Below are 25177 nucleotides of genomic sequence, written 5' to 3' on the forward strand. Positions count from 1 at the left end.
CGGGGCGGCTCACCACCTTCCTACAACGGATCGTCCGGCACGTTCCTGCCGGTAGAAGGGGGCCCTGTAACCATGGCCACTGTCTCGTTCGACAAGGCGACCCGCGTATACCCGGGTTCCACGAAGCCCGCCGTCGACGCCCTTGAGATCGACATCGAGGACGGGGAGTTCCTCGTCCTGGTCGGTCCGTCCGGCTGCGGCAAGTCCACCTCGCTCCGCATGCTCGCGGGGCTCGAGGACGTGAACGCCGGCGCCATCCGCATCGGTGACCGTGACGTCACGCACCTGCCGCCGAAGGACCGGGACATCGCCATGGTGTTCCAGAACTACGCGCTCTACCCGCACATGAGCGTCGCCGACAACATGGGCTTCGCGCTCAAGATCGCCGGCGTGAACAAGGCGGAGATCCGCCAGAAGGTCGAGGAGGCCGCGAAGATCCTCGACCTCACGGACTACCTGGACCGCAAGCCGAAGGCCCTCTCCGGTGGTCAGCGTCAGCGTGTCGCCATGGGTCGTGCCATCGTGCGTGAGCCGCAGGTGTTCCTCATGGACGAGCCGCTGTCCAACCTGGACGCCAAGCTCCGTGTGTCGACGCGTACGCAGATCGCGTCGCTGCAGCGCCGTCTCGGCATCACCACCGTGTACGTGACCCACGACCAGGTCGAGGCCATGACGATGGGCGACCGGGTCGCCGTCCTCAAGGACGGTCTGCTCCAGCAGGTCGACTCGCCGCGCAACATGTACGACCGTCCGGCGAACCTCTTCGTCGCCGGCTTCATCGGCTCCCCGGCGATGAACCTCGTCGAGGTCCCCATCACCGACGGCGGTGTGAAGTTCGGCAACAGTGTCGTCCCGGTCAACCGTGACGCGCTGAAGGCCGCCTCCGACAAGGGCGACCGCACGGTCACGGTCGGCGTCCGTCCCGAGCACTTCGACATCGTCGAGCACAACGGTGCCGCCGCCACCGCCCTGTCGAAGGACACCGAGGACGCCCCGGCCGGTCTCGCGGTCTCCGTGAACGTGGTCGAGGAGCTCGGCGCCGACGGTTACGTCTACGGCAGCGCCAAGGTCGGCGACGACCTCAAGGACCTGGTCGTCCGCGTCAGCGGCCGTGCGGTCCCGGACAAGGGCGCCACGCTGCACGTCGTGCCGCGTCCGGGCGAGACCCACGTGTTTTCGACCTCCACGGGCGAGCGCCTCACCGACTGAGGCGAACAGAGCGACCGACCGGGGTGATTCACCCTGGTCGACGAAGAGGGCCCCGCGGTCTGCTGCGGGGCCCTCTTCGTTGTCGACAAATACCCCGGCAGACCGGTCATTTCGAGCGGTGTGCGTCAACCCGTTACCCAGAAAAGGCACCAATTCATCCCCCGAACCGGTGACTAAATGTCGCCAAATAATTACCCCACGCTACCCTCACACGCGTGAAGTACTCCACTAACCAACAGACGCGACGCGGCCGGGGCCCCGCCCGCCGGATCGGCCGCTCCCTCGCCCTCGTCCTGCCCGTCGTCCTGGTGCTCTCCGGGACCCTCGCGGTCACCCGAGTCAACTGGTCGGGGAACCCCTCGAACTCCGTCCTCATGGCATCGGACGCCTCTCTGTCGGACGCCAAGCCGCGCGCCGCCCGGGCCCCTCAGGAGGTGCTGCGGGACCGGCTCCTGACCGAACTCCAGGAGAAGGACCCCGGCATCGCCCTCACACACCTCCAGGAGGCCGTCAACGACCGCCCGTCGCTGGCAAAGCACTGCGTGTCCATCGCCCGGTCCCTGGGCCGCGCCGCGGTCCGTGTGTACGGGCCCACGCGCGCGCAGTCGTACACCCGCCCGGTCTGCGACACGTCCTTCGCCACCGGCGTCGCGGCGGCGCGCAACTGAGCGCCCGAAGTCCGTTACCGCCCGCCCGGCCGGGGAGGGCGGGCGATAACGACTGATCAAGGAATCGTTGCCGGACCCGGCCGGGGGCGGGGCGCCACGTACAGTTCGAATCATGACCGATCCGAACGCCGCGTCCCGCCCCGTTCAAGCCGTGGTCCTGGCCGGTGGCCAGGGTTCCCGGTTGCGCCCCTACACGGACGACCGGCCCAAGCCGATGGTTGAGATTCCCGGTACGGGGACTCCGATCATCGGCCATCAGCTCGTGTGGCTCGCCGAAGAGGGCGTGACGGACGTGGTGGTCAGCTGCGGCCACCTCGCGGACGTTCTCCAGCAGTGGCTGGACTCCGCGGATCTGCCGGTGAACGTGCGGACGGTCGTCGAGTCGGAGCCGCTGGGCCGTGGCGGCGGCCTCAAGTACGCCGCCGCGCATCTCCCCCACCCGGATCGCCCCTGGTACGCCACGAACGGCGACATCTGGACCCGTTTCTCGCTGCGCGACATGGCGGACTTCCACACCGAGCGGGACGCGGTCGCGACCCTCGCGCTGGCCCGTCCGCGGATCCCCTGGGGGGCGGTGCAGACGGACGGCTTCGGGCACATCACCGACTTCATCGAGGCGCCGCCGTCGACGTTCGAGATCAACGCGGGTGTCTATGTGTTCTCGCCGGAGTTCGTCGATCTGCTGCCCGAGCGTGGGGACCATGAGCGGACGACGTTCCCGCACCTGGCGCGGGAGCTGAGGCTGGCCGGGTTCCCGATTCCGCAGGGGGCGTACTGGCGGGCCATCGACACCGCGAAGGATCTGACGGAGGCGGCGAAGGAGCTGGCTGCGATGGGGCGTTGAGGCCCTACGGCCGGACGGACACCCTTACCGGCCGACTGCGGGCCGTTCCGCCCGCATGACGTGAATACCGCACGACGTGAATACCGCATGCTGTGAAAACTGCATGCCGTAGACGCCGAAGGGGTCCCGCACATCGACTGTGCGGGACCCCTTCGGCGTATGGGCGAGGTGGTGTTCAGCCGGCGGGCCTGCCCAGGATTCCGCCCACCGGCTGGGTTACCCCAACAGGCCGCCCACCAGGCCGGATTGGCCGGAGTTAGAGCCGGATCCACCGGTGCCGCCGGTGCTGCCCGTGCTGCCGGAGCCGCCCGCCCCGCCGGTCGCGCCGGTCGAACCGGCGCCGCCGGTGGCGCTGCCGCCGGAGGTGGGGCCGGAGGTGGTGCTGGGTGCCTGTTGGACCGGGGGGGCCTGCTGGGGCGGGGCCTGGCCGGTGGTGCCCTGGGTCTGGCTGGGCGTGCCGCCGGTCGTGGTGCCGGTGTCCCGGGTGGCGCCCGGGGTGGTGGCGTCGGCGGTCGGGGTGCCGGCCGTTCCGGCGGTGGCGCCCTGGGTGGGCGAGCCGGAGGCGGACGGGGTCGCCTTGTGGCGCTTGGCGGGGTCCCGCGGGAGCGGGGAGCCGGGGAGTTCGTTGCGCGGGGCCTCGCCGGGCCCGGGGACGATCACGCGGTCGGCGTCGCGGACGGCGCCGCCGAGCAGTGAGCCGATGAGGAGGGTGACCCCGGTGGTGACGGCGGTGATGAGGGCGCCGCGTCGCAGGACGTACTGGCGCAGCTCCCAGATGTCGGCGCGGGGTCCGAGGCGGCGCCAGGCGCTGCCGGCGAGGCGGCCGTCGATGGAGTAGACGGGGGCGCCGGCGATGATCAGTGGGGACCAGGCGGCGAGGTAGATGATGTCGGGGGTGTCGTAGGCGGGGACACTCTTCCAGCTGACGGTGACGAGGAGCGCGGCGGACAGGCCGGCGCCGACCACCGCGGCGACCCGCTGCCAGCAGCCCAGGATCGTGAGGACGCCCACGATGACCTGGAAGAAGGCGATGACGAGCCCGGCGCCGACGGGGTGCTGGAGGGCGAACTGCCTCAGCGGCTCGGCGACTTCCCAGGGGTGCAGGGTGTTGAGCCACTTGACCATGGAGCCGCGTTCGCCGCCGTCGAAGTAGACGGGGTCGCAGAGTTTGCCCATGCCGGCGTAGATGGAGATGAAGCCGAGGAAGACCCGCAGCGGGAGGAGAACCACGCCGAGGTTCATCCGGCGGCCCGGGTAGTAGGTGTGCCGGGAGGGGTCGTCGCCGTGGCGCCTGGCCCGGTGGTCGCGGTCGGCGCCCGCGCCGGTGTCCTCGTACTCGTCGAACTCCTCGCCCGGGTGGGCCGGTTCGTCGTAGCCGGGTTCGTGGTGCGCGGGGTCGTCGTAGCCGGGGTCCTGGTAGGCGGGTTCGTCGTAGGCGCTGCCCACGGTCCGCATGTTCGGCAGGAGCCGGGTGCCTTCGGATACGGGGGTGCGCTGGGCGCCCACGACCGGGGTCTCCATGGTCTGGTCGAGGTCGCCGTAACCGCCGTCGGCGTAACCCTGGCCTCCGTAGCCGCCGTTGACGTCGACGCGGGGGATGACCTGGGTGGCTCCGGTGTCGGCGGACGGGGCCGGTTCCTCGCCGTGGCGGATGCTGCCTCGCACGGCCTGGAGCAGGCGGTGGGCCCCGGTGTCGTCGGGGGCGGACTTGCCGCTCCACACGACGGGGCGGCGACGGGCGCCCGCGCTTGCGCCCGGTCTGCCGGCCGCGCCGACGGCGGGCATGCGCGCGGTGTCCTCGGCGGCGCTCAGGTGCCGTGCGACCCGCGGTGATCGGGTGCGCCGGGACGACGCGCCCAACTGCACGCGGAAGCTCGCATGGTTGACGATGATCTGCGCCGGATCGCTCGGCACCTTCACCATGCTCAGCGCGGGAGCGTCGTCGTATCCCGACGGGCCGTCCCCCGAGGGTGTGCGGGGTGTTCTGGTGTCCACACTCATCTAACCGAGTGACGTGTGTTTAGGACACTGCCTTGACCGGGGCGGATGTGTCCGGACCCCGTCAAGCTTGACCTGGACGCCAGGAACGCCCCGTGTGGGTGACTGCTTCGAACAACCGCTCAGGCGCGGCGGCGTGCGGCCTCGTAGAGCACGATGCCCGCCGCGACACCGGCGTTGAGCGACTCGGCCCCACCCGGCATCGGGATCCGCACCCGGTAGTCACAGGTCTCTCCGACGAGCCGGGACAGGCCCTTGCCCTCGCTGCCGACGACGATGACGACCGGGCCGTCCAGGGCTGGCAGGTCGCCGATTTCGGACTCACCGTCGGCGGCCAGGCCGACGACCACGATGCCGGCCTTCTGGTACGACTCCAGGGCTCGCGTCAGGTTGGTGGCGCGGGCGACGGGCGTACGGGCGGCGGTACCGGCGGACGTCTTCCAGGCGCCGGCGGTCATGCCGGCCGCGCGCCGCTCGGGTACGACGACACCGTGACCGCCGAAGGCGGAGACGGACCGGACGACGGCACCGAGGTTGCGCGGGTCGGTCACGCCGTCGAGGGCGACGATGAGCGGGTCCACGCCGTTGTCGTAGGCGGCGCCTGCGAGGTCCTCGGGGTGCGCGTACTCGTACGGCGGGACCTGGAGGACGAGGCCCTGGTGGTTGAGCCCGTTGGTCATGCGGTCGAGCTCGGGGCGGGGGGCCTCCATGAGGTTGATCCCGCCGCGCTCGGCGGCGAGCTGGAGCGCCTCGCGCACCCGCTCGTCGTTGTCGATGAACTGCTGGACGTACAGCGTGGAGGCGGGCACGCCCTCGCGCAGCGCCTCGACGACGGGGTTGCGGCCGACGACCAGCTCGGAGGTCGACCTGCCGCCGCGACCGCGCGGCGTGGGACGGCGTACCGCCTGCTTCGCCTTCGCGCCCGCGATGCGGTTCTTCTTGTGTCCCTTGCGCGCCTCCGCGGGCGGGGTCGGGCCCTTGCCCTCCAGGCCCTTGCGTCGCTGGCCGCCACTGCCGACCTGCGCGCCCTTCTTGCCGGACATGCGGCGGTTGTTGGCTGCCATGACCTACCTGTCTGTTCGCGGAGAAGCCCCGGGGGATCCGAGGCATGCGTTCGTACGTATATGCAGTGTGCCGCCCGGACTGCCGGGCGGCACAATCGATCAAGAAAGAGCTCAGCGCGGGCCGAGGCTCCAACGGGGTCCCTGCGGTCCGTCCTCGATGACGAGTCCGGACTGGTTGAGCTGGTCGCGGATGGCGTCCGCGGTGGTCCAGTCCTTGCGTGCGCGGGCCGCCTCGCGCTGGTCGAGGACCAGGCGTACGAGGCTGTCGACGACGCCATGAAGATCGTCGCCGCGGTCCATCTCGCCGGCCCAGTGCGGGTCGAGCGGGTCCAGGCCGAGGACTCCGAGCATGGCGCGGACCTCGGCGAGGCGGGCCACCGCGGCTTCCTTGTCGTCGGCGGCCAGTGCTGAGTTGCCCTGCCGGACGGTGGTGTGGATGACGGCGAGGGCCTGCGGGACGCCCAGGTCGTCGTCCATCGCCTCGGCGAAGGCGGGCGGTACGTCGGCGGCGGGTTCGACGGCTCCCCCGGCCTTCTCCACCACGCGCTGCACGAAGCCCTCGATCCGCGCGAACGCGGACTCGGCCTCGCGCAGGGCCTCCTCGCTGTACTCGATCATCGAGCGGTAGTGCGGGGTGCCGAGGTAGTAGCGCAGCACGATCGGGCGCCAGGCCTTGACCATCTCGGAGACGAGCACCGAGTTGCCGAGCGACTTCGACATCTTCTCGCCGCTCATGGTGACCCAGGCGTTGTGCACCCAGTACCGGGCGAACTCGTCGCCGTAGGCCTTGGCCTGGGCGATCTCGTTCTCGTGGTGCGGGAAGATCAGGTCCAGGCCGCCGCCGTGGATGTCGAAGACGGTGCCCAGGTACTTGTGCGCCATCGCCGAGCACTCCAGGTGCCAGCCGGGGCGGCCGCGACCCCAGGGGGTCTCCCAGCTGGGCTCGCCGGGCTTGGCCGCCTTCCACATGGCGAAGTCGCGGGGGTCCCGCTTGCCGGTCTCGCCCTCGCCGGAGGGCTGGAGCAGGTTGTCCAGCTCCTGGTTGGACAGGCGCAGGTACTCCGGGAACGACCTCACGTCGAAGTAGACGTTGCCGTCGGCCGCGTAGGCGTGGCCGCGCTCGATGAGGCCGCGCATCATCTCGACCATCTCGGTGACATGGCCGGTGGCGCGCGGTTCGTACGTCGGCGGCAGGCAACCGAGGGCGGTGTAGCCGTCGTTGAAGGCGCGCTCGTTCTCGTACCCGATCGACCACCAGGGGCGGCCCTGGTCGGCCGACTTGGTGATGATCTTGTCGTCGATGTCGGTGACGTTGCGGACGAAGGTGACCTCGTAGCCGCGGTGGGCGAACCAGCGGCGCATGATGTCGAAGTTCAGGCCCGACCGGATGTGCCCGATGTGCGGTGCGGCCTGCACGGTGGCACCACACAGGTAGATCGAGACACAACCCGGCTGGAGCGGGGCGAAGTCACGAATCTGCCGGGCACTGGTGTCGTACAGGCGAATAGTCACGAGTCCAGGGTAGTAGGCCTTGGGGAGTGCCTTGCGACTATCGGCTCAAGCAGGGCTTATTCGTGACGTCCGGCCGCGGTCGAAGCCGGGCTCGAGCCCTGGGCAGGGGGTCGTCGCCTCGGTCTCGGGCCGCGTTTCCGGTCCGTGCTTCCGGTCCGTGCTTCCGGTCCGTGCTTCCGGCCCGCGCCGCTGGTCGACGCCGCCGATGCCGTCGTCTCAGGCCGCGGTGCGCACCACCAGTGCCGTCGCCACCGCCATCAGTCCCTCGCCGCGCCCGGGGAAGCCGAGGCCGTCCGTGGTCGCGCCGGAGACGGAGACCGGGGCCCCGGCCGCCTCCGACAGGATCTTCTGGGCCTCGTCCCGCCGCTTGCCGATCTTCGGGCGCGGTCCGACGACCTGTACGGCGATGTTGCCGACGGTGAAGCCCGCCTCGCGGACGATCCGGGCGGCCTCCGTCAGCAGCGTGACGCCGGAGGCGCCCGACCATTCGGGGCGCCCGGTGCCGAAGTGCCGGCCGAGGTCGCCGAGGCCGGCCGCCGAGAACAGCGCGTTGCAGGCGGCGTGCGCGACGACGTCCGCGTCGGAGTGCCCGGCCAGGCCGGTGCCCTCGCCCTCCCACCTCAGGCCGGCGCACCACAGCTCGCGGCCTTCCTCGAAGGCGTGGATGTCGGTGCCGATGCCGACCTGGGGCAGCACGTACGGGGGAGTCTCAGAAGCCATCGTTGAGCCTCCTGCGGGCCAGGACCGCCTCGGCGAGGACCAGGTCGAGGGGGCGCGTCACCTTGAAGGCCTCCTCGTGGCCGGGCACGGTCACGACCGTCTCGTCGAGTTGCTCGACCATGCTCGCGTCGTCGGTGACGTCCTCGGTGACCGTCTCGTGGGCGCGGATCAGGGTCACGCGGTCGAAGCCCTGCGGGGTCTGGACGGCACGCAGGCGGGCCCGGTCCAAGGTGGCGACGACGGGCTCCGGTTCGCCCGGGGTCGCGGTGGGCTCGACCTCCTTGACGGTGTCCGCGAGCGGCAGTGCCGGGACGACGGCCGTGGCTCCCTCGCGTACGGCCTCGATGACGGCGTCCACCGTGTCGACCGGGACGAGGGGCCGGGCGGCGTCGTGGACGAGGACGATGTCGTACTCGGGCGGCAGCGCGTCCAGGCCGAACTTCACGGACTCCTGACGGCTCTCGCCGCCCGGGACGACCAGGAAGTCGGTCCGCTCGGGCAGCGCGTACGCGTCGAGCAGTGACTTGACCTCCGGCGCGCCGTCGGGTGGCGCCACGACGACGACCAGGGACACCGCTCGGGACGCGGCGAGCGCGCGTACCGCGTGGATGAGCATGGGCGTGCCGTTCAGCGCGCGAAGCGCCTTGGGGGCGCCCGGGCCGAGGCGCACGCCGCGGCCGGCGGCCGGGATCACGGCGGCGGTCCGGGCGGCCGGCCGGGCCGCCGGGCGTGCTTCGGCGGGCGAGGGGCGCGAATCGTCAGACATCGGTTCCTGTCAGGTTTGTGTGCTCGGCATACGTGGGTATGGCCTTCAGCGTGCCGGGTACGACACCGTGACCAGACCCTTCCGTGACCCTGGTCGAGTCGGCTGCCCGGGCCCGGCACGCAGAGTATCGGGGGTGTGACTCCCGAGGTGAACACGCGTACGGCGCCGAAACGCGAACATGCCGCAGCGCCCGGCGACATCAGAACGTCATCGGGCACCGCGGCATTTCACTGTGCTGAGCTGGGCGGGCTGCGTGGTGCGGCCTGCGCCGGCGTCAGGACGCCAGGACCTCGTCGAGCAGGGCCTCCGCCTTGTCCTCGTTCGTGTTCTCCGCGAGCGCGAGCTCGCTCACCAGAATCTGGCGGGCCTTGGCGAGCATGCGCTTCTCACCGGCGGAGAGTCCGCGCTCGCGCTCACGACGCCACAGGTCACGTACGACTTCCGCGACCTTGATGACATCGCCGGAGGCGAGCTTCTCCAGGTTTGCCTTGTAACGACGCGACCAGTTCGTGGGCTCCTCGGCGTACGGCGCGCGCAGCACCTCGAAGACCCGGTCCAGTCCATCCTGACCAACCACATCACGCACGCCGACGAACTCCGCATTGTCCGCTGGCACACGTACCGTCAGATCACCCTGGGCGACCTTCAGCACCAAGTAGGTCTTGTCCACGCCTTTGATCTGGCGAGTTTCGATAGCCTCGATCAGCGCGGCCCCGTGATGGGGATAGACCACGGTGTCGCCAACCTTGAACGTCATGTGACAGGTACCCCTTCCGTGGCTATCCAGGGTAACACGGAAACTGCGGGTTCTGAATGGCGTTTTCGCAGGTCAGGGCATATCTCGGGGCTTGACAACAGCAACAGGAACGTGCTGCGCGAGCCGAGCGGAAGAAAGTATTCGCAGGTGGGAGCGGCTCTCCGGGGGAGGTGAAACGCGTACGTTACACGCATCCGAAGACCCTCTCGAGTGGCCGAACATCCCCATATGTCCGGTTGCAAGTGTGCGACTTCCGCTACTCCGTTCGGTGGCGGGAGTGAGCTACGAGACGAATCCGGAATTGATCACCGAGCCGTACGACCACCCGACGGGTGATCAATTGTGGGGTCCATGGATTCCTCCACGGAAAATTCCCGGGGCCGAGCGGGGGAACTTATGTGAATGGCAGACGAGCGTCACCACAATGTGATCTGAGAGGCAGTTGTGCCTCGTGTGACTACACGCATGACCAGACCTGCGACTACCCGTGTTCCTGCGCCTTGCCGTGGGGAGCGGACGTTCGGGGAGGGTCGGGTGCAGTGTGATCGGACCGGCTCGGTAACCTGAGGCCGCTGACAGACACTTAGCGCGGCTTCATGGGCCGCCTCGCTCGAGCTCAAGGAGTTGCCGCCGCCGTGAGCAGCAGCCTTCGACGCGGTGCCCTCGCCACCGCCGCCATCGCGTTCTCGATCGCCTCGCTCGCCGCGTGCGGCGCCGGCAACAACGCCCAGACCCTGGAGGTCAAGCCGGACAACGCGGCCACCAGTCTGGGGGACATCAAGCTTCAGAACGTCATGGTCATCACCCAGCCCAACGACGAGTCCACGGGCCCTGCGGTGATCTCCGCGACGGTGTTCAACAGCGGCAGCACCGCGCAGACCCTGGACTCGGTGAACGTCGACGGCGGCGGCTCCGCGGACCTCACGCCCGCCAAGGGCAAGGGCGCGCTGACCGTCCCGGCCGGCGGCTCCGTCATCCTCGGCGGCCAGGGCAACGCCTCCGCCGCGCTGAACGAGATCGGCGCGTCGGTCAAGAACGGCAACGCGCAGAAGGTCACCTTCACCTTCAGCAAGACCGGCGACATCAGCCTGCGTGCCTTCGTCGTCCCGGCCGACTACTACTTCACCAAGTGGGGCCCGACCGAGATGCCGTCCGCCCCGGCCGGCGCGGGCAAGCCGGGTGGCGCGGCCGAGCCGGGCATCAGCACGGAACCGGGCGCCGGCGCGAGCGGCTCGCCCGACGCGTCCCACAACACCCCGGCCGACACGACGACCCCGTCCGACGGGGCCTCCGCGAGCAGCACGGAGTCGTCGGCCGCGGGCCACTGAGCCGGCGTACGGGCACTGAGCGACCGTACGGAAGGCCGCACGAAAGAAGGGCGGGACCTCGTGGAGAGGTCCCGCCCTTCTTCGTGGGTGTCGGCGTCAGCGGGCGGTTTACGGCTCGAACTTGTATCCGAGTCCGCGGACCGTCACCAGGTACCGCGGCGCGCCCGGGTCGGGCTCGATCTTGGCGCGCAGGCGCTTGACGTGGACGTCGAGGGTCTTGGTGTCGCCGACGTAGTCGGCGCCCCAGACCCGGTCGATGAGCTGCATGCGGGTCAGGACACGGCCGGCGTTGCGCAGCAGCATCTCCAGGAGGTCGAACTCCTTGAGCGGGAGGTCGACCTTGGAGCCGGAGACCGTCACCACGTGCCGGTCCACGTCCATGCGGACCGGGCCCGCCTCCAGCGCGGCCGGGGTGACCTCCTCCGGCTCGCCGCGGCGGCGCAGGACAGCGCGGATGCGGGCGACCAGCTCGCGGGAGGAGAACGGCTTGGTCACGTAGTCGTCGGCTCCTATTTCCAGCCCGACGACCTTGTCGATCTCGCTGTCCTTGGCGGTCACCATGATGACGGGGACGTTGGAGCGGCCGCGCAGCTGGCGGCACACCTCGGTGCCCGGCAGGCCGGGCAGCATCAGGTCGAGGAGGACGAGGTCGGCGCCGTTGCGCTCGAACTCGTCGAGTCCGTCGGGCCCGGTGGTCGCGACGGCGACCTCGAAGCCCTCTTTGCGGAGCATGTACGACAGGGCGTCGGAGAAGGACTCCTCGTCCTCGACGACGAGCACACGGGTCACGGAAGGACCTCCGGGGCGGGATGCGGTTCGTAAGAAGATGATGGGCGTGATGGGGGGGTTGAGGCAGTGTGCCGACCGGGCTCCTCGCCGAGACCGTCGAGGTCGTCGGACCCGTCGGGGTCGTCGAGGTCGGGGTGCTGGAGCGCGCGGTCGCGGGCCACGCCCGCCTCCGGCAGCCGCAGGGTGAAGGTGGAGCCCTGCCCCTCGGCGCTCCACACCGTGACCTCCCCGCCGTGCGAGGCGACCACGTGTTTGACGATGGCGAGGCCGAGGCCGGTGCCGCCGGTGGCCCGGGAGCGGGCCGGGTCGACCCGGTAGAAGCGCTCGAAGACGCGCTCCTTGTCTCTTTCGGAGATTCCGATGCCCTGGTCGGTGACGGCGACCTCGATCATGTCCCCGCCGGGCGCGTTGAGCCTGCGGGCGGCGATGCCCACGCGGGTGCGGGCGGGCGAGTAGTTGACGGCGTTCTCGACCAGGTTGCCGAGGGCGGCGGCGAGCTGGCCGCGGTTGCCCCAGACGTGCAGGTCGGCGGTTCCGCCGGCGGCCATGGTGATGTTCTTGGCGCCGGCCTGGTGGCGGCAGCGGTCGATCGCCTCGGCGACCAGTTCGTCGACGCGTACCGGTTCGGCGTCCTCCAGGGGATCGTCGTTCTGCACCCGCGACAGGTCTATGAGCTCCTGCACCAGGTTGGTGAGCCGGGTCGCCTCGATCTGCATACGGCCGGCGAAGCGTTCCACCGCCTCCGGGTCGTCGGAAGCGCCCATCACCGCCTCGGACAGGAGGGAGAGCGCGCCGACGGGGGTCTTCAACTCGTGGCTGACGTTCGCGACGAAGTCACGTCGTACCGCTTCGATCCGCCGGGCCTCGGTGAGGTCCTCGACCAGCAGCAGCACCAGCCGGGATCCGAGCGGGGCGACCCGCGCGGAAACGGCGAGAGCCTCGCCCCGCCCGGTCCCCCGCCTCGGCAGATCCAGCTCGACCTGGCGTATCTCCCCGTCCCTGCGGGTGTCCCTGGCCATCCGCAGCATGGGCTCCACGGAGAGCTTGCCGCCGCGGACCAGCCCGAGGGCGTACGCCGCGGAGCTGGCCTTGACCACGGCGTCGGCCTCGTCGAGGACGACCGCGGAGGAGCGCAGCACCGACAGGACGGTGTCCACGCCCGGCGGAAGCACCGGGTCGGTGTGCAGGGAGGTGCGGGTGGGGCGTTTTTGCTCCCGCTCGCTCCAGCGGAACGCCAGCACGGCGATGACACCGGTGAGTACACCGGCGATCGCTGCCGCTGCGGCGACCGCCGCGTTCACGTCCATGCACTCAGGTTAGGCACGGGATCCCGCCTGGCCACAGCCATCCGAGTGCGACCTCGAACACTCGTCGCCCAGAGTTCACCTTGGAGCCAGGATTGGTTCATTTGGGGTGCCGGAAACGGACGCGTACAGGCCGGAACGTGGGAGCGTGGGGTGCGAAGCACCGGTTTCAAGACACTCGCGCCGGGCCCCGGCCCCCGGCGAGCCCCCGATGACGACGTACGAGAGGGAACCCTGATGCGGGACGCGTACCACGAGGAACTGGATTCGATCGGCGACGGTCTGGTGGAGATGGCCCGGCTGGTCGGCTCGGCGATCGGGCGCGCCACGACGGCGATCCTCGACTCCGACCTGAAGCTCGCCGAGAGCGTGATCGAGGCCGACCAGAAGGTCGACGAGCTCCAGCACGACCTGGAGGCCCGTGCGATAGCTCTGCTGGCCCGCCAGCAGCCGGTCGCGACGGACCTTCGCATCGTCGTGACCTCGCTGCGGATGTCCGCGGACCTGGAGCGCTCGGGCGACCTGGCCCAGCACGTGGCGAAGCTGGCCCGGCTGCGCTTCCCGTCGCGCGCGGTCCCGCACGACCTGCACGCGACGATCCTGGAGATGGGGCAGCTCGCGCAGCGCCTGATGGCGAAGGCGGCCGAGGTGATCATCACCAAGGACGTCGACCTTGCGCTCCAGCTGGAGCAGGACGACGACGAGATGGACCTCCTGCACCGTCACCTCTTCCAGCATCTGATCGACGACCGCTGGAAGCACGGCATCGAGACGGCCGTGGACGTCACCCTGCTCGGCCGCTACTACGAGCGGTTCGCCGACCACGCGGTGTCGGTGGCGAAGCGGGTGGTGTTCCTGGTGACAGGTGAGCACGCGGACGAACTCCAGTCGGACGTGCAGCCCGAGATCCAGCCGGTCCAGGAGGCGGAGGGGGCCTGAGCCCGGTGGGGTTCAGCTCGGGAGGGGCCGCGCCTCGCGTGCCCGCGAGCCACAGTGCGCCGTTGATGCGCCCGGCCCGGCGGGCGTCCCATGGGCACAGGTACCAGTCTTGAGGAGGGTCCATGGCCGAATCCCCGAGCGCTCCCCCGCCCGACCCCACGCGGCAACACCCGACGCAGCAGCCCGCCGAGATCAGGAGCCTGACGCTCTTCGGTGCGTGCGGCTGCGGCTCGGGGTGCGGCTGCGGCTGCCAGTCGGGCAACCCGTGCCAGTGCGGCTGACGGTGCGGTGAATCTCGTACGACGGTGAGGGCCCCGGTGTGACGCCGGGGCCCTCACCGTCGTCGGACGGCGTAGGACGGCGTCGGAGGGCGGGATTTGTTGAGGGCCCCGCCACCGGCCGCGGCCACCGGTAGAGTCCGCCGCGGAGGACCGCCCATGACCCCGCTCATGACTCGAAAGCCCGGACCGGCCGTTGCGCTCATGGTCGCTGCCTCGGTGCTCGCGATGACGGCGCTCGCCGGGTGCGGTGGCCGGACGCCGGAGCCGTCGGCCAAAGGCCCCTCCGCGAGCGGGTCCGCATCCGCACCTCACCCGGTCATTCGTCTCAGCGCGGACGGTGACACCCTGGTCCCCGGTGGCCCGCCGCTCCCCTTCCACCTCTCCGTCGCGGGCCTGACCGCCGAACAGGCCAAGCGACGCCAGGTGGCGCTCTACATCGGCATCGTCGCCCAGAAGGTCCAGATCCGCGAGAACGGCTCCTGGCACGACCTGGCGCTCGACTGGACCAACGAGCAGGACGACAACGGGGAGTTCGTCGCCATGGTGCCGCTCTCGTATCGCGGCAACGCCCGCACCCAGCTCGACCTGCGGATGTTCACCGCTGATCAGCGGACCAACTCGGTGGACGCCACGACTTCTGCCGCGACCGTGACGGTGGCGGCGCAGATGGCCGAGGACCCCCGCTCCCCGGACATCCACCCGTCGGCCTCCGCGGCGCGCCTCCTGCTGCCCATCGACCCCACGCATCTCACCGTCGAGGTCCCGGAGATCCTCCGGGCGACCGCGGGCGGCCCACCGGTGGAGTGGTCCGTGAGGGTTCGTAACGCCGCGGGCAAGCTCACCCGTTCCGACCTCCGCATCGCGGTCTCCCTCGCCCCCGGGGAGATCGGCGGATCCGTACGGCGACTGCACTGGTCGATCAACCGCCAGGGCCACTGGAGCGACCTGACGGGCCGCAGTCACGTCGAGACGGACAAGTTCGACCTCGCGCCCGGCCAGTCGCGGACCGTCCGGATCCGCCTCGCGCTGCCGGCCGGCGCCGGCGGGGGCAGTTCCGACCACGTCGGCGCCGTACTCTTCGCGGCGGTCACGGCCCCCTGGTGGCCCTCCGACCCGGACCAGCCGACCGGCGTCACGCAGAACGCGCAGGGCACGAACATTCTCGTCGCGCGGTGACCTGAGTACGGCCCGAGCCGGCGGGACCGCTGATCATCCGCAGGAAGGATGTAAGGCGTGTCGATGATCCATGAGGATTACCTTGACATGGGCTCGACACCAGGAAGGGACCAGCCTTGCGCATCACCCGACTCGTCGGAACCGTCCTCGGCGCCACGCTGTTATTAGCCGCCGCGGTGCCGACGGCATCCGCCGACACCGGATCCGCCTCACCGACAGGATCAGCCGGCACCAAAACCCCCTTACCGACGGCCGAGTCCCTGGACCGTGCCGCCCTGCGCACCACGCTGGACGCCGTCCACGAAGCGGGCATGTACGGCCTCTACTCGTCCGTTCGTGACGGGGCTGAGCGGTGGACCGGCGCGTCCGGGCTCGCCGACGTGGACACCCGGCGTCCGGTCAGGCCCGGCATGCGGCACCGCGTGGGCAGCATCAGCAAGACGTTCACCTCCGTCGCGGTGCTCCAGCAGGTGGAACGCGGCCGGATCCGGCTCGACGCGCCCGTCGGCGACTACCTCCCGGACCTCGTCAAGGGGGAGCGGGGCCGGGACGTGACCGTACGGATGGTTCTCAACCACACCAGCGGCATCGGCGACTACATCCTGGGCGCCTTCCCGTCCCTCGCCGCCGACTCCACGTCCAGCCTCGACGAGGAACGCTTCCGCTCCATACGGCCCGAGGAACTGGTGCGGCTCGGTCTGGAGGCACCCGCCACGGGACGGCCCGGCGAGCAGCCGGGATCGTACTCCAACACCAACTATGTGATCGCCGGTCTGATCCTGGAGAAGGTGACCGGCCAGGACGCCGGGACGTACATCACCCGCAACGTCATAGACCGGGCCGGGCTGCACGCCACCTCCTACGCGCGCACCCCGTACATCAAGGGCCCGCACTCCCGGATGTACGAGTCGTTCTACGGCCTGATCGACCCGCCTCGTGACTACAGCGTCTACAACATGTCCTGGGCGTCCACCGCGGGCTCGATCATCTCGACCACCGATGACCTGAACCGCTTCTACCGCGCCCTGCTGACGGGCAAGTTGATCGGACCGGCCGCCCTGGACCAGATGCTGAGCACGGTCACCATCGGCGCCGGCCCCGCCAGCATCAACTACGGCCTCGGCATCTACGCGCTCGACCTGCCCGGCTGCGGCCGTTTCTGGGGCCACGACGGAGCGGTCTTCGGTGCCGGCACGATCGCGTTGTCCAGCCCCGACGGCAAGCGCCAACTCGCCACGGGCTGGAACCTCATGAAGTACCAGCGTCTGACCGAGGACGGCAAAGCCTTCGAGCCGAGCCCGATCGACGACGCCCTCAACGCACACATCGTGCGGGCACTCTGCCCGACCCCGCAGTCCCCCGGCTTGGCCGCGGCCACCCCGCGGCTGCCTTCCGAAGGGCTGCCCGGCACGGACCTGTCACCCGCCCAGTGGGTCAGCCGGCACTGAGACCGGCGCCGTCCGGACTCGCGCCGCCCGCCCCTGCGGAGAGAGCGCGGAGAGACCGTCCCCCTAGGGTCCTTCCGTAAGTCCGCCTGGCCTGCACCCGAGCAACGGTGCAGGTCAGGCTGCTTCTTCCCCCCTCAGTTGCGCCTCCTGCACGCTTACGAGAGGAAGGCCCGGGTATGGCCGACGACAAGGTTCTGGATGCCCAGAAGTGGGTCAACGCCACCTACGGCGGGGTCAGCGGCTACGTCCGCTGCCCGGAGGACGGCCGCACGGGCTGGTCCACCATGTACGCCCTGGTGATGGGGCTCCAGCACGAGCTCGGCATCTCGCCGCTCGTCGCGAGCTTCGGGCCGACCACGATGTCCCGGCTGGAGGCGCTCGGTGACATCGGGTTCGGCTGGAACAAGAACTCGAACATCGTCCGGATCCTCCAGCACGGCCTGTTCTGCAAGGGCTACTGGGGAGCCAACGGATACGGCGAGTACGGCGCCGTCACCACCGAGGCCGTCAAGGCGCTCCGCGTGGACATGGGCCTGCCCGACGGCGGCACCGGCACCACCGGCGGCGTCACCACCGCGAAGATCTTCAAGTGCATCCTCAACATGGACGCGTACGTCGTCGTGGCCGGCGGCACCGACAAGATCCGGGAGATCCAGCGGTGGCTCAACGGCCGCTACTGGCAGCGCAGCGCCTACAACATCGGGCCCGCAGACGGGATCTACTCCCGAGACGTGCAGAAGTCCCTGGTGATCGCCCTCCAGTACGAGCTGGGGATCTCGGCGCCCAACGGCAACTTCGGTCCCGCCACCCAGGACGGCCTGCGCGCGCACACCGTCCGGGAGGGCAGCTCCGGCATCTTCGTCGAACTCTTCACGGCCGCCTGCGTCTTCAACGAGCCGGTGATCCTGCGCGGTCTGGACGACAGCGAGGTGCGCACCACCTTCAAGAGCAGCTTCGACTCCAAGACCAGGGAGTTCGTCGAGATCTTCCAGAGTTTCTCCCAGCTGTACAAGCAGGGCGACGCCAACTACGGCGTGGGCGAGTACGACACCTGGGCGCAGCTGCTGGTGTCGATGGGCAACGCGGATCGCAGAGCCACCGGCTCGGACACCCGCTTCGAGATCACCGCGTCACGCGCCCGCTGGCTGCGGGACAACGGCTACCAACTCGTCGGCCGGTACCTGTACGACCCGCCGGGATCGACCCTCGACAAGGAGATCAAGCCGGGCGAGCTGCAGACCATCTTCGACGCGGGGCTGCGGGTCTTCCCCATCTACCAGGACAACGCCCGGCAGTTGGCCGACTTCACCTACAGCCACGGCTACCAGCACGCGCTCAACGCCCACGACCTGGCCAGCCAGTACGGCTTCAACCGGGGCACCACCATCTACTTCGCGGTCGACTACGACGCGCAGCAGGGGGAGATCGACAGCTCCCCCCAGGGGATCATCACGTACTTCAACGGGGTGGTGGCGGGCCTGGCCAGCCGGGGCAAGAAGTACTTCCACGGCGTCTACGGCTCCCGCAACGTCTGCATCAACGTCACCAAGAAGACCGGCGCCCGCTTCTCCTTCGTCTCCGGCATGTCCTGGGGCTTCTCCGGGAACCTCGGCTACTCCCTGCCGCCGAACTGGGCGATCAACCAGATCAAGGAGTTCAAGGTCACCAACGGCTCGGACACCTTCGACCTGGACCGGGACGTCTGGCGGCTGAACGGCGAGCCCGGCAGCAACTCCGTCAACCGGCCGGCCGGGCCCGCCGACACCTTCATCGCCTACGTGCAACGGCTCTACAACCACGCCCTCGCCTACAAGAGCGCGAACAACGTCGGCACCAACGCCAGTCGGCTGGTGATGGAGTACATCCGGCACGAGAAGTACCACGGTCTGACGTGGTGGTGGCTGGCCAACAGCTACGACGGGGACTTCGTGGAGTACTGCAACAGCCGGGGCGAGCAGGTGATCAACTCCTTCACCGACACCGTCACCGGTTACGAACTCGACGCGACCCACCTGATGGCCACCGCCAACGGCTTCCTGGAGAACTCCGACCCGGACGACAAGGGGGACGCGACCGGCGGTGACGTGGCCGGCTGGGGCGGCGACATCATGACCTTCTGGGCGGACTGGCGCAACTCCGTGGAGGAGTACGCCTCCCCGCTCACCTTCTGCCGGGCCAAGCTGGCGATCCCGGGCACCGTGTCCAGCTTCGGCTACACCGACATGATCGAGGACGTCGACGGATACCTGCTGGCGAAGCATGTCGCGGGGGGCGGGAACATCGCCGCCTGGATGACCTCCCACTACAACAACGGCGGAGCGCTCTCCCGCTTCCGCTCCCACTTCGACAGACGCTGGCAGACCGCGAGCAACGCCAAGTCGTCCTGCAGCAAACTCCTCTACGGCGCCATCGACTCCAAGATCAGCCCGGCCCGCTTCGCGCTCATCACGGGGGCCGGTGCCGCACTGCCCGGGGACTACATCCTGATACCGGGCAACGGGGCCAAGTTCGACGACTTCTGCCAGGGGTTCGCCGACCGGCAACTCGCCCTGATCGGGCTGGAGAACACCCTGGCCGCGAAGTACCGGCAGAACCTCAAGACCTACCGCGAGCAGGCGGCGAAGCGGGCCGCGCGCCGGTCCGACGGGTAGAACGTGCAGGGTTAGCCCATGGGTCTCCTTCTCCTCCTGCTCTTGCTGCTGTTCCTGGTGCTCGTCGGGCCGGGGCTGTGGTTCTGGTGCCGGTCCCTGGCGGGCGGCCGGTGGCGGCACAGCGCCGGCTGGTTCGCCCTGACGGCGGTACTGCTCGTGCTGGGGGCGGGTGTCGCCTACCTCGTCGGCTCCCTGGCCGGAGGGAACCTGGACCCGGAGGAGGCGTGCCACTCCCGCGGCGAGACCTACGACCGGGCCTATCGCAGGGCCAACTTCGACGAGTACACGCAGTGGTTCCCGCTCCACGACAAGTGCAACGCGGGCTACGACCTGGTGCCGGGCTGGGTGAACCCGACCCTGGTCGTCCTGCCCGTCCTGGCTGTCGCCTGCCTGGCCTACGCCGTACGGCTGGCCGTCCTCCATCGACGCACCAAGAAGGGCACACCGTGAACGAGTTGAGCAGACGCCGCGTGCTGGGTGCCACCACCGCCCTGGCCGGCGCGACCGTCCTCGGCGGACTGGGCTCCGCTCCCGCCACGGCCGCCGACCGGGCCGGCACGCCCGCCGGTTCGGCCAAGGCGACCACGTGGACCAGGAGCCGGTCCGCCAACGGCTGGAAGGTGCTGGGCGAGGCCACGTCGTACGGCATCGAGGGCAGCGGCCGGTCCGTCCGCCTCGCCGGCGGAGACGCCGCCACCATCCTGCTGCACGTCGCCCGCCGCTTCCACTACGAGATCGACCAGCTCCGGGTCGGCGACGTGCGCGGGCACCGCACCTCCCGCCAGGTCGAGCAGCCCTACGAGTCGAACTACCTCTCCGGCACGGCGATCGACATCAGGGAGGCTGCCTACCCGCTGGGCGCCCGGGCCGGCTTCTACCCCCAGGAACTCGTCGTGATCCGCGACGTCCTCGCCGAACTGGACGGCGTGGTGGCGTGGGGCGGCGACTTCACGGTCCCCAAGGAGTCCCACTTCGAAATCGCCCTCAAGCCCGGCCACCCCAAGGTGAGGAACGTCGCCCGCAAGATCACCACCTGGAACGCCGGCCCTGGCGGGGAGGGCGCCGGCGCGACCGACGCGTTCGACGCCGGACGCCAGAAACGAGCCCGCACCTTCGCGGGGCGCACGGCGGCCTGACCGACCACGGTAGGGGAGGGTCAGGTGCTCATACCCCCGCCCCCGGCGCCTCTCAGCTTCCCTGCGCGCCGTCCGCGAGAGCAGTGGTGTCCTCCGCCGGTGGGGTCTCGATGGACACGGGTTGATTGACATCGAGGAAGAGGACGGTCAGGTCGAGTGGTCCGCCACCGGTGCCGGCCTGCTTGCCGTCGGGCTCGGCTCGCATGCGGAACTGCTTGGCCTGGTCGTCACCGTCGATCCACAGATCCATGGTGAGGGCGTCGGAGACCCCCAGCCCCACGAACTGATCGAGGCTCTCGACCAGGCGCTCCCGGGCCGACTCGTCCACGGCGCCCTTGCGGGCCGCAAGCAGGCCTCTGGTGGTGACCGTCCCTTTGTAGTGCCTGGTCCTGGTGCCGTCGACCGTCTCAGTCCCGATCATCCGCAGGTCCTTGGCCCCGGTCAGGAGTGTGGACTGCACCACGGGGCTTCCCTCGATCTCACGAGGCAGTACGCCATAGGACTGGTTGTCCACCGCACCGCGTCCCCAACCGGCAGGGTCGGCTCGGAACCAGCCCTTCCCGTCCAGCTTCTCGGAGTCGACCGCGCTCCCTCCGACGTACATCACCTCGTCGACGAACCGGACCTCCAGTTGACCGCCCCCGTCCTGGGCGGCAGCGGTCATCTCCATACCCATGGTCAGAGGTTCCGTGTTCATGGATGCCTCGGCCTCCAGACGGCCCTTCTCCGGCACCATCCCGGTGATCCGATAGCGGAGCGATCTGATGTCCTCGGAGTTCGTCGCCGCCTTCGCCACGGCCGTCGCGGGTGCGACATCGACCGGGTCTTCATTCGCTACATCACTCCCGGCGCCCTCTCCACAGGCAACCGCTCCCCCAGCGAGCAGCACGACGGCGAACGCCACGCTCGTCACTCTGCGCGGTAAGGCACCACGCGCTGATCTCCTCACAATTCCCCCCGGAATCAGGTGCCTGGCCCATGACTGACCCACGCAAGGCTGCGAGCTTATCCCGGCATGGGTCCTGTGATCCGCTGGTGGCCGCGGACGAAACACCGTCCGCGAGGTCGTCGACCGCTTCAACGATCGGGCTGGACTGCCTGGACCCTCAGCGGGCTGGAGGCACCAGCCCCGGTAAACGTTCCCGGTCAGAGCCGCGCGCGGATCGGCTCGTCAGGGGCTGGCGTGGACACCGATGCCCCCGGAGACGGTGAGGTTGTCGCCGGTGATTTGACTTGCTCCTCGGACTGAAGCCCGAGGATTCTGGCCTTCTCGACTTGTTGCTGTGCCGCTACGCGGCACGGGGTTCGGTCGGGAATCCGTGGCTTCCTGTTTCTTCGCGCTGTGCCGGGATCGCTCCTGGTCTTACCGGCGCTCCGCAGGCCGATGCCGCCAGTCCGGCGGCCGTCTTCACGTTGATCGCGGCATTGTGGTCCCGGTCGTGGACCGCGCCGCAGGCGGCACAGGTCCATTCCCGGACGTTGAGGGGTTTGGGTCCGTCCTTGACGCCGCAGGTGGAACAGGTCTGAGAGGTCGGCTCGAACCGGCCGATCTTCACCAGGGTCCGGCCGTACCGTTCTGCTTTGTACTCCAGCATGTTCACGAATGAGGCCCAGCCGGCGTCGTGCACGGACTTGGCCAGGCGGGTCCGTGCCAGTCCCGCCACCGACAGGTCCTCCACGGCGATCCCTTGGTTCTCGGAGATCAGCCTGGTGGAGAGCTGGTGGTGGAACTCGTGGCGGGCGTCGGTGACCTTGGCGTGGGCGCGGGCAACCTTGCGGCGGGCCTTCTCGCGGTTCCTGGATCCCTTCTGTTTGCGGGACAGTTCCCGCTGAGCCTTCTTCAGCTTCTTCTCCGCGCGGCGCAGAAACCGCGGAGAGTCGATCTTCGTGCCGTCGGAGAGGACGGCGAAGTGGGTGAGACCGAGATCGATGCCGATGGTGCGGCCGGTGTCGGGCATCCGGGCCGCGTCGGCGGCGGGGTCGGTGTCGATGACGAAGGAGGCGAAGTACCTGCCGGCCGCATCCTTGACGACGGTGACGGAGGAGGGCGTGGTGGGCAGGGTGCGGGACCATGTCACCTTCACCGCACCGATCTTCGGCAGGTTCAGGCGCCCCTTCTCGGTGACTGACCAACGGGCGTTGGCCGTGAACCGGATCGACTGCCGCTTGTCCTTGCGAGACTTGAAGCGGGGCGGGCCGGTCCTGGGGCCCTTGCGGGTGCCCTTGAGGGAGGCGAAGAAGTTGCGGTACGCAGTCTCGACGTCGCGCAGGGACTGCTGGAGAACGACCGCGGAAACCTCGCCCAGCCAGGACCGCTCCACCGTCTGCTTCGCCTCGGTAATCAGCCGTGTCGACAGCTCGCCGATCTTCGGGAACGGCCGCTGGGCCTTGCGGGCGTCCTCGCGGGCACGCACCGCGTCGTTGAACACGACACGGGCGCACCCGAACGCCTTCGCCAACGCCCTCTGCTGGCCTGTGTCCGGGTACAGGCGAAAGCTGTACCGAAGCTGCATGACGGCCACGCTACATACTTGGGTTATGGGTGAGATGCAGAAGATCAGACTGGTAGGCACTGTGCTTTCGTGAGGCATGTTCACTTGGTCTTCGTGACCAAGTTCCGACACAGAGTGTTCACCGATGTTCATCTGACGCGTATGGAGGAGATCATGCGGTCCGTATGCGCGGACTTCGAGTGCACGCTGGTGGAGTTCAACGGCGAGGACAACCACGTACACCTCCTGGTGAACTTCCCGCCCAAGGTCACTGTCACCAAGCTCGTCAACTCCCTCAAGGGCGTCTCCTCCCGCCGCCTACGCCAAGAGTTCCCCGGCCTCGTACGCCACTACTGGCGGGCCAACAAGCTGTGGTCCGGCTCCTACTTCGCAGGAACCGTAGGCGGCGCCCCACTCACCGTGGTCAGGCAGTACATCGAACAGCAGAACCGGCCAGTATGAGCACAGCCCGGCTCCGCCGGGACCAGCGATCACGACGCTCCGCACCGCAGGCGAGGAACTGCGGTGTCCGGCTCCGCCGGACCAGACGCGGCGACGCTCCGCGTCGCCACCATCAGATTCGCTTCACCACCGGCCTGGCCGATGCACTGCGAATGAATTCCGGTAGCCGGCAGATGAGCAGCGGCTCCAGCAAAGCCGGCAGCAGTCAGGACGCCAACGACACAGCGTCCATCGGCAACGACAAGGCGAAGACCGAGACCGTCAACCTGCCCGACATGACCGGCAAGGGACTCCAGTCCGCGCAGGACCAGGCCCAAGAGGCGGGCTTCTACAGCCTCACCTCCCACGACGCGCTCGGCCGCGATCGCATGCAGGCCTTCGACCGCAACTGGAAGGTCTGCTCCCAGACTCCGAAGGCCGGCGAGCACCCCTCGGACACCAAGGTCGACTTCGCCACGGTCAAGCTGGAAGAGAGCTGTCCGGCCAAGGACGCGGGTGCAGTGCCCGAGTCAGCTGGAGCCACCATGCCCGACTTCAGGGGCAAGGCCGTCAAGGTCGCCCGCCAAGCCCTGGACAGCTCCACCAGCATCACCGTCAACGATGCCTCCGGCCAGGACCGCATGATCCTCATGGAGTCGAACTGGCAGGTGTGCGCACAGGAGCCGACCGCCGGAGCCAAGCTCGACGGCCAGCCCGTGACGCTCACCGTGGTGAAGTTCGAGGAGTCCTGCTGATCCACACCGCTGACCGGCCCAAGCGCATGAAAGAGCCCCCTCCTGACGGCAAACCACAGGTAGGGGGCTTCTTCAGTCGGGCTTACTTCTTCTTGCCCTGGTTCTTGACCGCCTCGATGGCCGCTGCTGCCGCCTCCGGGTCGAGGTACTTGCCACCCGGGGTCACCGGGTTGAAGTCGGCGTCGAGCTCGTAGTACAGCGGGATGCCCGTCGGGATGTTGAGGCCCGCGATGTCGGCGTCGGAGATGCCGTCGAGGTGCTTGACGAGGGCGCGGAGGCTGTTGCCGTGGGCGGCGACGAGGACCGTGCGGCCGGTGAGGAGGTCGGGGACGATGCCGTCGTACCAGTACGGCAGCATGCGGATGACGACGTCCTTGAGGCACTCCGTGCGGGGGCGGAGCTCCGGGGGGATGGTCGCGTAGCGCGGGTCGTCGGACTGGGAGAACTCCGTGCCGTCCTCGAGCGCCGGCGGCGGGGTGTCGTAGGAGCGGCGCCACAGCATGAACTGCTCCTCGCCGAACTCGGCGAGGGTCTGGGCCTTGTCCTTGCCCTGGAGGGCGCCGTAGTGGCGCTCGTTCAGGCGCCAGGAGCGGTGGACGGGGATCCAGTGGCGGTCCGCGGACTCGAGGGAGAGCTGGGCGGTGCGGATGGCGCGCTTCTGGAGGGACGTGTGGACCACGTCGGGGAGCAGGCCGGCGTCCTTGAGCAGCTCACCGCCGCGGACTGCCTCCTTCTCGCCCTTCTCGTTGAGGTTGACGTCCACCCAGCCGGTGAACAGGTTCTTCGCGTTCCATTCGCTCTCGCCGTGGCGGAGGAGGATCAGCTTGTACGGTGCGTCGGCCATGCGGATGAGCGTAATGGAAGGCTCTGATCCGTTGTACGTCCGCTCGCCAGGCGGA

23 protein-coding genes are annotated in these 25177 nt (G+C 69.3%); 12 read left to right on the forward strand and 11 right to left on the reverse strand.

Annotated elements, in window-relative coordinates; all coding sequences use genetic code 11:
- Nucleotides 1-72: 72 nt before the first annotated feature.
- The 3 genes from ugpC to ABZ027_RS13800 all read left to right on the forward strand — a co-directional run bounded on the left by ugpC (nucleotide 73) and on the right by ABZ027_RS13800 (nucleotide 2721).
- Nucleotides 73-1209 (forward strand): sn-glycerol-3-phosphate ABC transporter ATP-binding protein UgpC, encoded by a 1137-nt coding sequence (gene ugpC / locus ABZ027_RS13790; RefSeq protein ID WP_356767698.1) that lies wholly within the window; start codon nucleotides 73-75, stop codon nucleotides 1207-1209.
- A gap of 215 nt (nucleotides 1210-1424) precedes the next feature.
- Complete coding sequence (locus ABZ027_RS13795; RefSeq protein ID WP_356767700.1) at nucleotides 1425-1877, forward strand: hypothetical protein; 453 nt, start codon at nucleotides 1425-1427, stop codon at nucleotides 1875-1877.
- 112 nt (nucleotides 1878-1989) lie between these two features.
- Nucleotides 1990-2721 (forward strand): nucleotidyltransferase family protein, encoded by a 732-nt coding sequence (locus tag ABZ027_RS13800; RefSeq protein WP_356767702.1) that lies wholly within the window; start codon nucleotides 1990-1992, stop codon nucleotides 2719-2721.
- A 216-nt stretch (nucleotides 2722-2937) separates the two neighbouring features.
- Here ABZ027_RS13800 and ABZ027_RS13805 read toward each other — a convergent pair whose 3' ends face one another.
- The 6 genes from ABZ027_RS13805 to ABZ027_RS13830 form a co-directional block, all read right to left on the reverse strand.
- Nucleotides 2938-4722, reverse strand: coding sequence for a DoxX family protein (locus ABZ027_RS13805; protein ID WP_356767704.1), 1785 nt, complete (start codon nucleotides 4720-4722; stop codon nucleotides 2938-2940).
- Nucleotides 4723-4841: 119 nt separating this feature from the next.
- The gene (gene rlmB / locus ABZ027_RS13810; RefSeq protein ID WP_356767705.1) at nucleotides 4842-5783 is read right to left on the reverse strand and encodes a 23S rRNA (guanosine(2251)-2'-O)-methyltransferase RlmB; all 942 of its coding nucleotides are present in this window, start codon (nucleotides 5781-5783) and stop codon (nucleotides 4842-4844) included.
- A 111-nt stretch (nucleotides 5784-5894) separates the two neighbouring features.
- Nucleotides 5895-7295 (reverse strand): cysteine--tRNA ligase, encoded by a 1401-nt coding sequence (gene cysS, locus ABZ027_RS13815; protein ID WP_356767707.1) that lies wholly within the window; start codon nucleotides 7293-7295, stop codon nucleotides 5895-5897.
- A gap of 216 nt (nucleotides 7296-7511) precedes the next feature.
- Nucleotides 7512-8015 (reverse strand): 2-C-methyl-D-erythritol 2,4-cyclodiphosphate synthase, encoded by a 504-nt coding sequence (gene ispF, locus ABZ027_RS13820; protein WP_356767709.1) that lies wholly within the window; start codon nucleotides 8013-8015, stop codon nucleotides 7512-7514.
- Nucleotides 8005-8781 (reverse strand): 2-C-methyl-D-erythritol 4-phosphate cytidylyltransferase, encoded by a 777-nt coding sequence (gene ispD / locus ABZ027_RS13825; RefSeq protein WP_356767711.1) that lies wholly within the window; start codon nucleotides 8779-8781, stop codon nucleotides 8005-8007. The genes ispF and ispD overlap by 11 nt, the downstream gene beginning before the upstream one ends.
- 274 nt (nucleotides 8782-9055) lie before the next feature.
- Nucleotides 9056-9538 (reverse strand): CarD family transcriptional regulator, encoded by a 483-nt coding sequence (locus tag ABZ027_RS13830; RefSeq protein ID WP_003953493.1) that lies wholly within the window; start codon nucleotides 9536-9538, stop codon nucleotides 9056-9058.
- Between the two features lie 635 nt (nucleotides 9539-10173).
- On the opposite strand from ABZ027_RS13830, the gene ABZ027_RS13835 reads away from it, so the two are divergent.
- Entirely contained in the window at nucleotides 10174-10866 is a 693-nt protein-coding gene (locus ABZ027_RS13835; protein ID WP_356767713.1) for a DUF461 domain-containing protein, read from the forward strand.
- 108 nt (nucleotides 10867-10974) lie between these two features.
- Here the strand turns inward: ABZ027_RS13835 and ABZ027_RS13840 are convergent, their stop codons facing one another.
- The gene (locus ABZ027_RS13840) at nucleotides 10975-11655 is read right to left on the reverse strand and encodes a response regulator transcription factor (protein WP_015659563.1); all 681 of its coding nucleotides are present in this window, start codon (nucleotides 11653-11655) and stop codon (nucleotides 10975-10977) included.
- Nucleotides 11652-12962, reverse strand: a complete 1311-nt coding sequence (locus ABZ027_RS13845) for an ATP-binding protein (protein ID WP_356767715.1) — start codon at nucleotides 12960-12962, stop codon at nucleotides 11652-11654. The genes ABZ027_RS13840 and ABZ027_RS13845 overlap by 4 nt, the downstream gene beginning before the upstream one ends.
- A 234-nt stretch (nucleotides 12963-13196) precedes the next feature.
- Here ABZ027_RS13845 and phoU point away from each other — a divergent pair, with 234 nt between their 5' ends.
- From phoU to ABZ027_RS13875, 6 genes are all read left to right on the forward strand, one after another.
- Complete coding sequence (gene phoU / locus ABZ027_RS13850) at nucleotides 13197-13898, forward strand: phosphate signaling complex protein PhoU (protein ID WP_356767890.1); 702 nt, start codon at nucleotides 13197-13199, stop codon at nucleotides 13896-13898.
- A gap of 449 nt (nucleotides 13899-14347) precedes the next feature.
- On the forward strand, nucleotides 14348-15355 hold the full coding sequence (locus ABZ027_RS13855) for a hypothetical protein (protein WP_356767717.1): 1008 nt from the start codon (nucleotides 14348-14350) through the stop codon (nucleotides 15353-15355).
- A gap of 116 nt (nucleotides 15356-15471) precedes the next feature.
- Nucleotides 15472-16803: a serine hydrolase domain-containing protein gene (locus ABZ027_RS13860; protein ID WP_356767719.1), complete on the forward strand. Its 1332-nt coding sequence runs from the start codon at nucleotides 15472-15474 to the stop codon at nucleotides 16801-16803.
- A 176-nt stretch (nucleotides 16804-16979) separates the two neighbouring features.
- A complete protein-coding gene (locus tag ABZ027_RS13865; protein WP_356767720.1) occupies nucleotides 16980-19454 on the forward strand; it encodes a glycoside hydrolase domain-containing protein in 2475 nt (824 codons plus the stop codon).
- 18 nt (nucleotides 19455-19472) lie between these two features.
- Complete coding sequence (locus tag ABZ027_RS13870; protein ID WP_356767722.1) at nucleotides 19473-19904, forward strand: hypothetical protein; 432 nt, start codon at nucleotides 19473-19475, stop codon at nucleotides 19902-19904.
- Nucleotides 19901-20590, forward strand: a complete 690-nt coding sequence (locus ABZ027_RS13875; RefSeq protein WP_356767724.1) for a hypothetical protein — start codon at nucleotides 19901-19903, stop codon at nucleotides 20588-20590. The genes ABZ027_RS13870 and ABZ027_RS13875 overlap by 4 nt, the downstream gene beginning before the upstream one ends.
- 52 nt (nucleotides 20591-20642) lie before the next feature.
- Here the strand turns inward: ABZ027_RS13875 and ABZ027_RS13880 are convergent, their stop codons facing one another.
- Together ABZ027_RS13880 and ABZ027_RS13885 are read right to left on the reverse strand one after the other, a co-directional pair.
- Nucleotides 20643-21494, reverse strand: a complete 852-nt coding sequence (locus ABZ027_RS13880) for a hypothetical protein (RefSeq protein WP_356767726.1) — start codon at nucleotides 21492-21494, stop codon at nucleotides 20643-20645.
- A 385-nt stretch (nucleotides 21495-21879) separates the two neighbouring features.
- Nucleotides 21880-23103, reverse strand: coding sequence for an RNA-guided endonuclease TnpB family protein (locus ABZ027_RS13885; RefSeq protein ID WP_356767728.1), 1224 nt, complete (start codon nucleotides 23101-23103; stop codon nucleotides 21880-21882).
- Nucleotides 23104-23172: 69 nt separating this feature from the next.
- Between ABZ027_RS13885 and tnpA the strand changes: the two genes are divergently transcribed.
- Both tnpA and ABZ027_RS13895 read left to right on the forward strand, forming a co-directional pair.
- Nucleotides 23173-23544: an IS200/IS605 family transposase gene (gene tnpA / locus ABZ027_RS13890; RefSeq protein WP_356767730.1), complete on the forward strand. Its 372-nt coding sequence runs from the start codon at nucleotides 23173-23175 to the stop codon at nucleotides 23542-23544.
- Nucleotides 23545-23696: 152 nt separating this feature from the next.
- Nucleotides 23697-24278, forward strand: a complete 582-nt coding sequence (locus ABZ027_RS13895) for a PASTA domain-containing protein (protein ID WP_356767732.1) — start codon at nucleotides 23697-23699, stop codon at nucleotides 24276-24278.
- 82 nt (nucleotides 24279-24360) lie between these two features.
- On the opposite strand, the gene ABZ027_RS13900 is transcribed toward ABZ027_RS13895, so the two are convergent.
- Nucleotides 24361-25122, reverse strand: a complete 762-nt coding sequence (locus tag ABZ027_RS13900) for a phosphoglyceromutase (protein ID WP_356767734.1) — start codon at nucleotides 25120-25122, stop codon at nucleotides 24361-24363.
- Nucleotides 25123-25177 lie beyond the last annotated feature (55 nt).

It is taken from the genome of Streptomyces sp. NPDC006332 (assembly GCF_040612855.1).
In the GTDB taxonomy this organism is placed as follows: Bacteria; Actinomycetota; Actinomycetes; order Streptomycetales; family Streptomycetaceae; genus Streptomyces.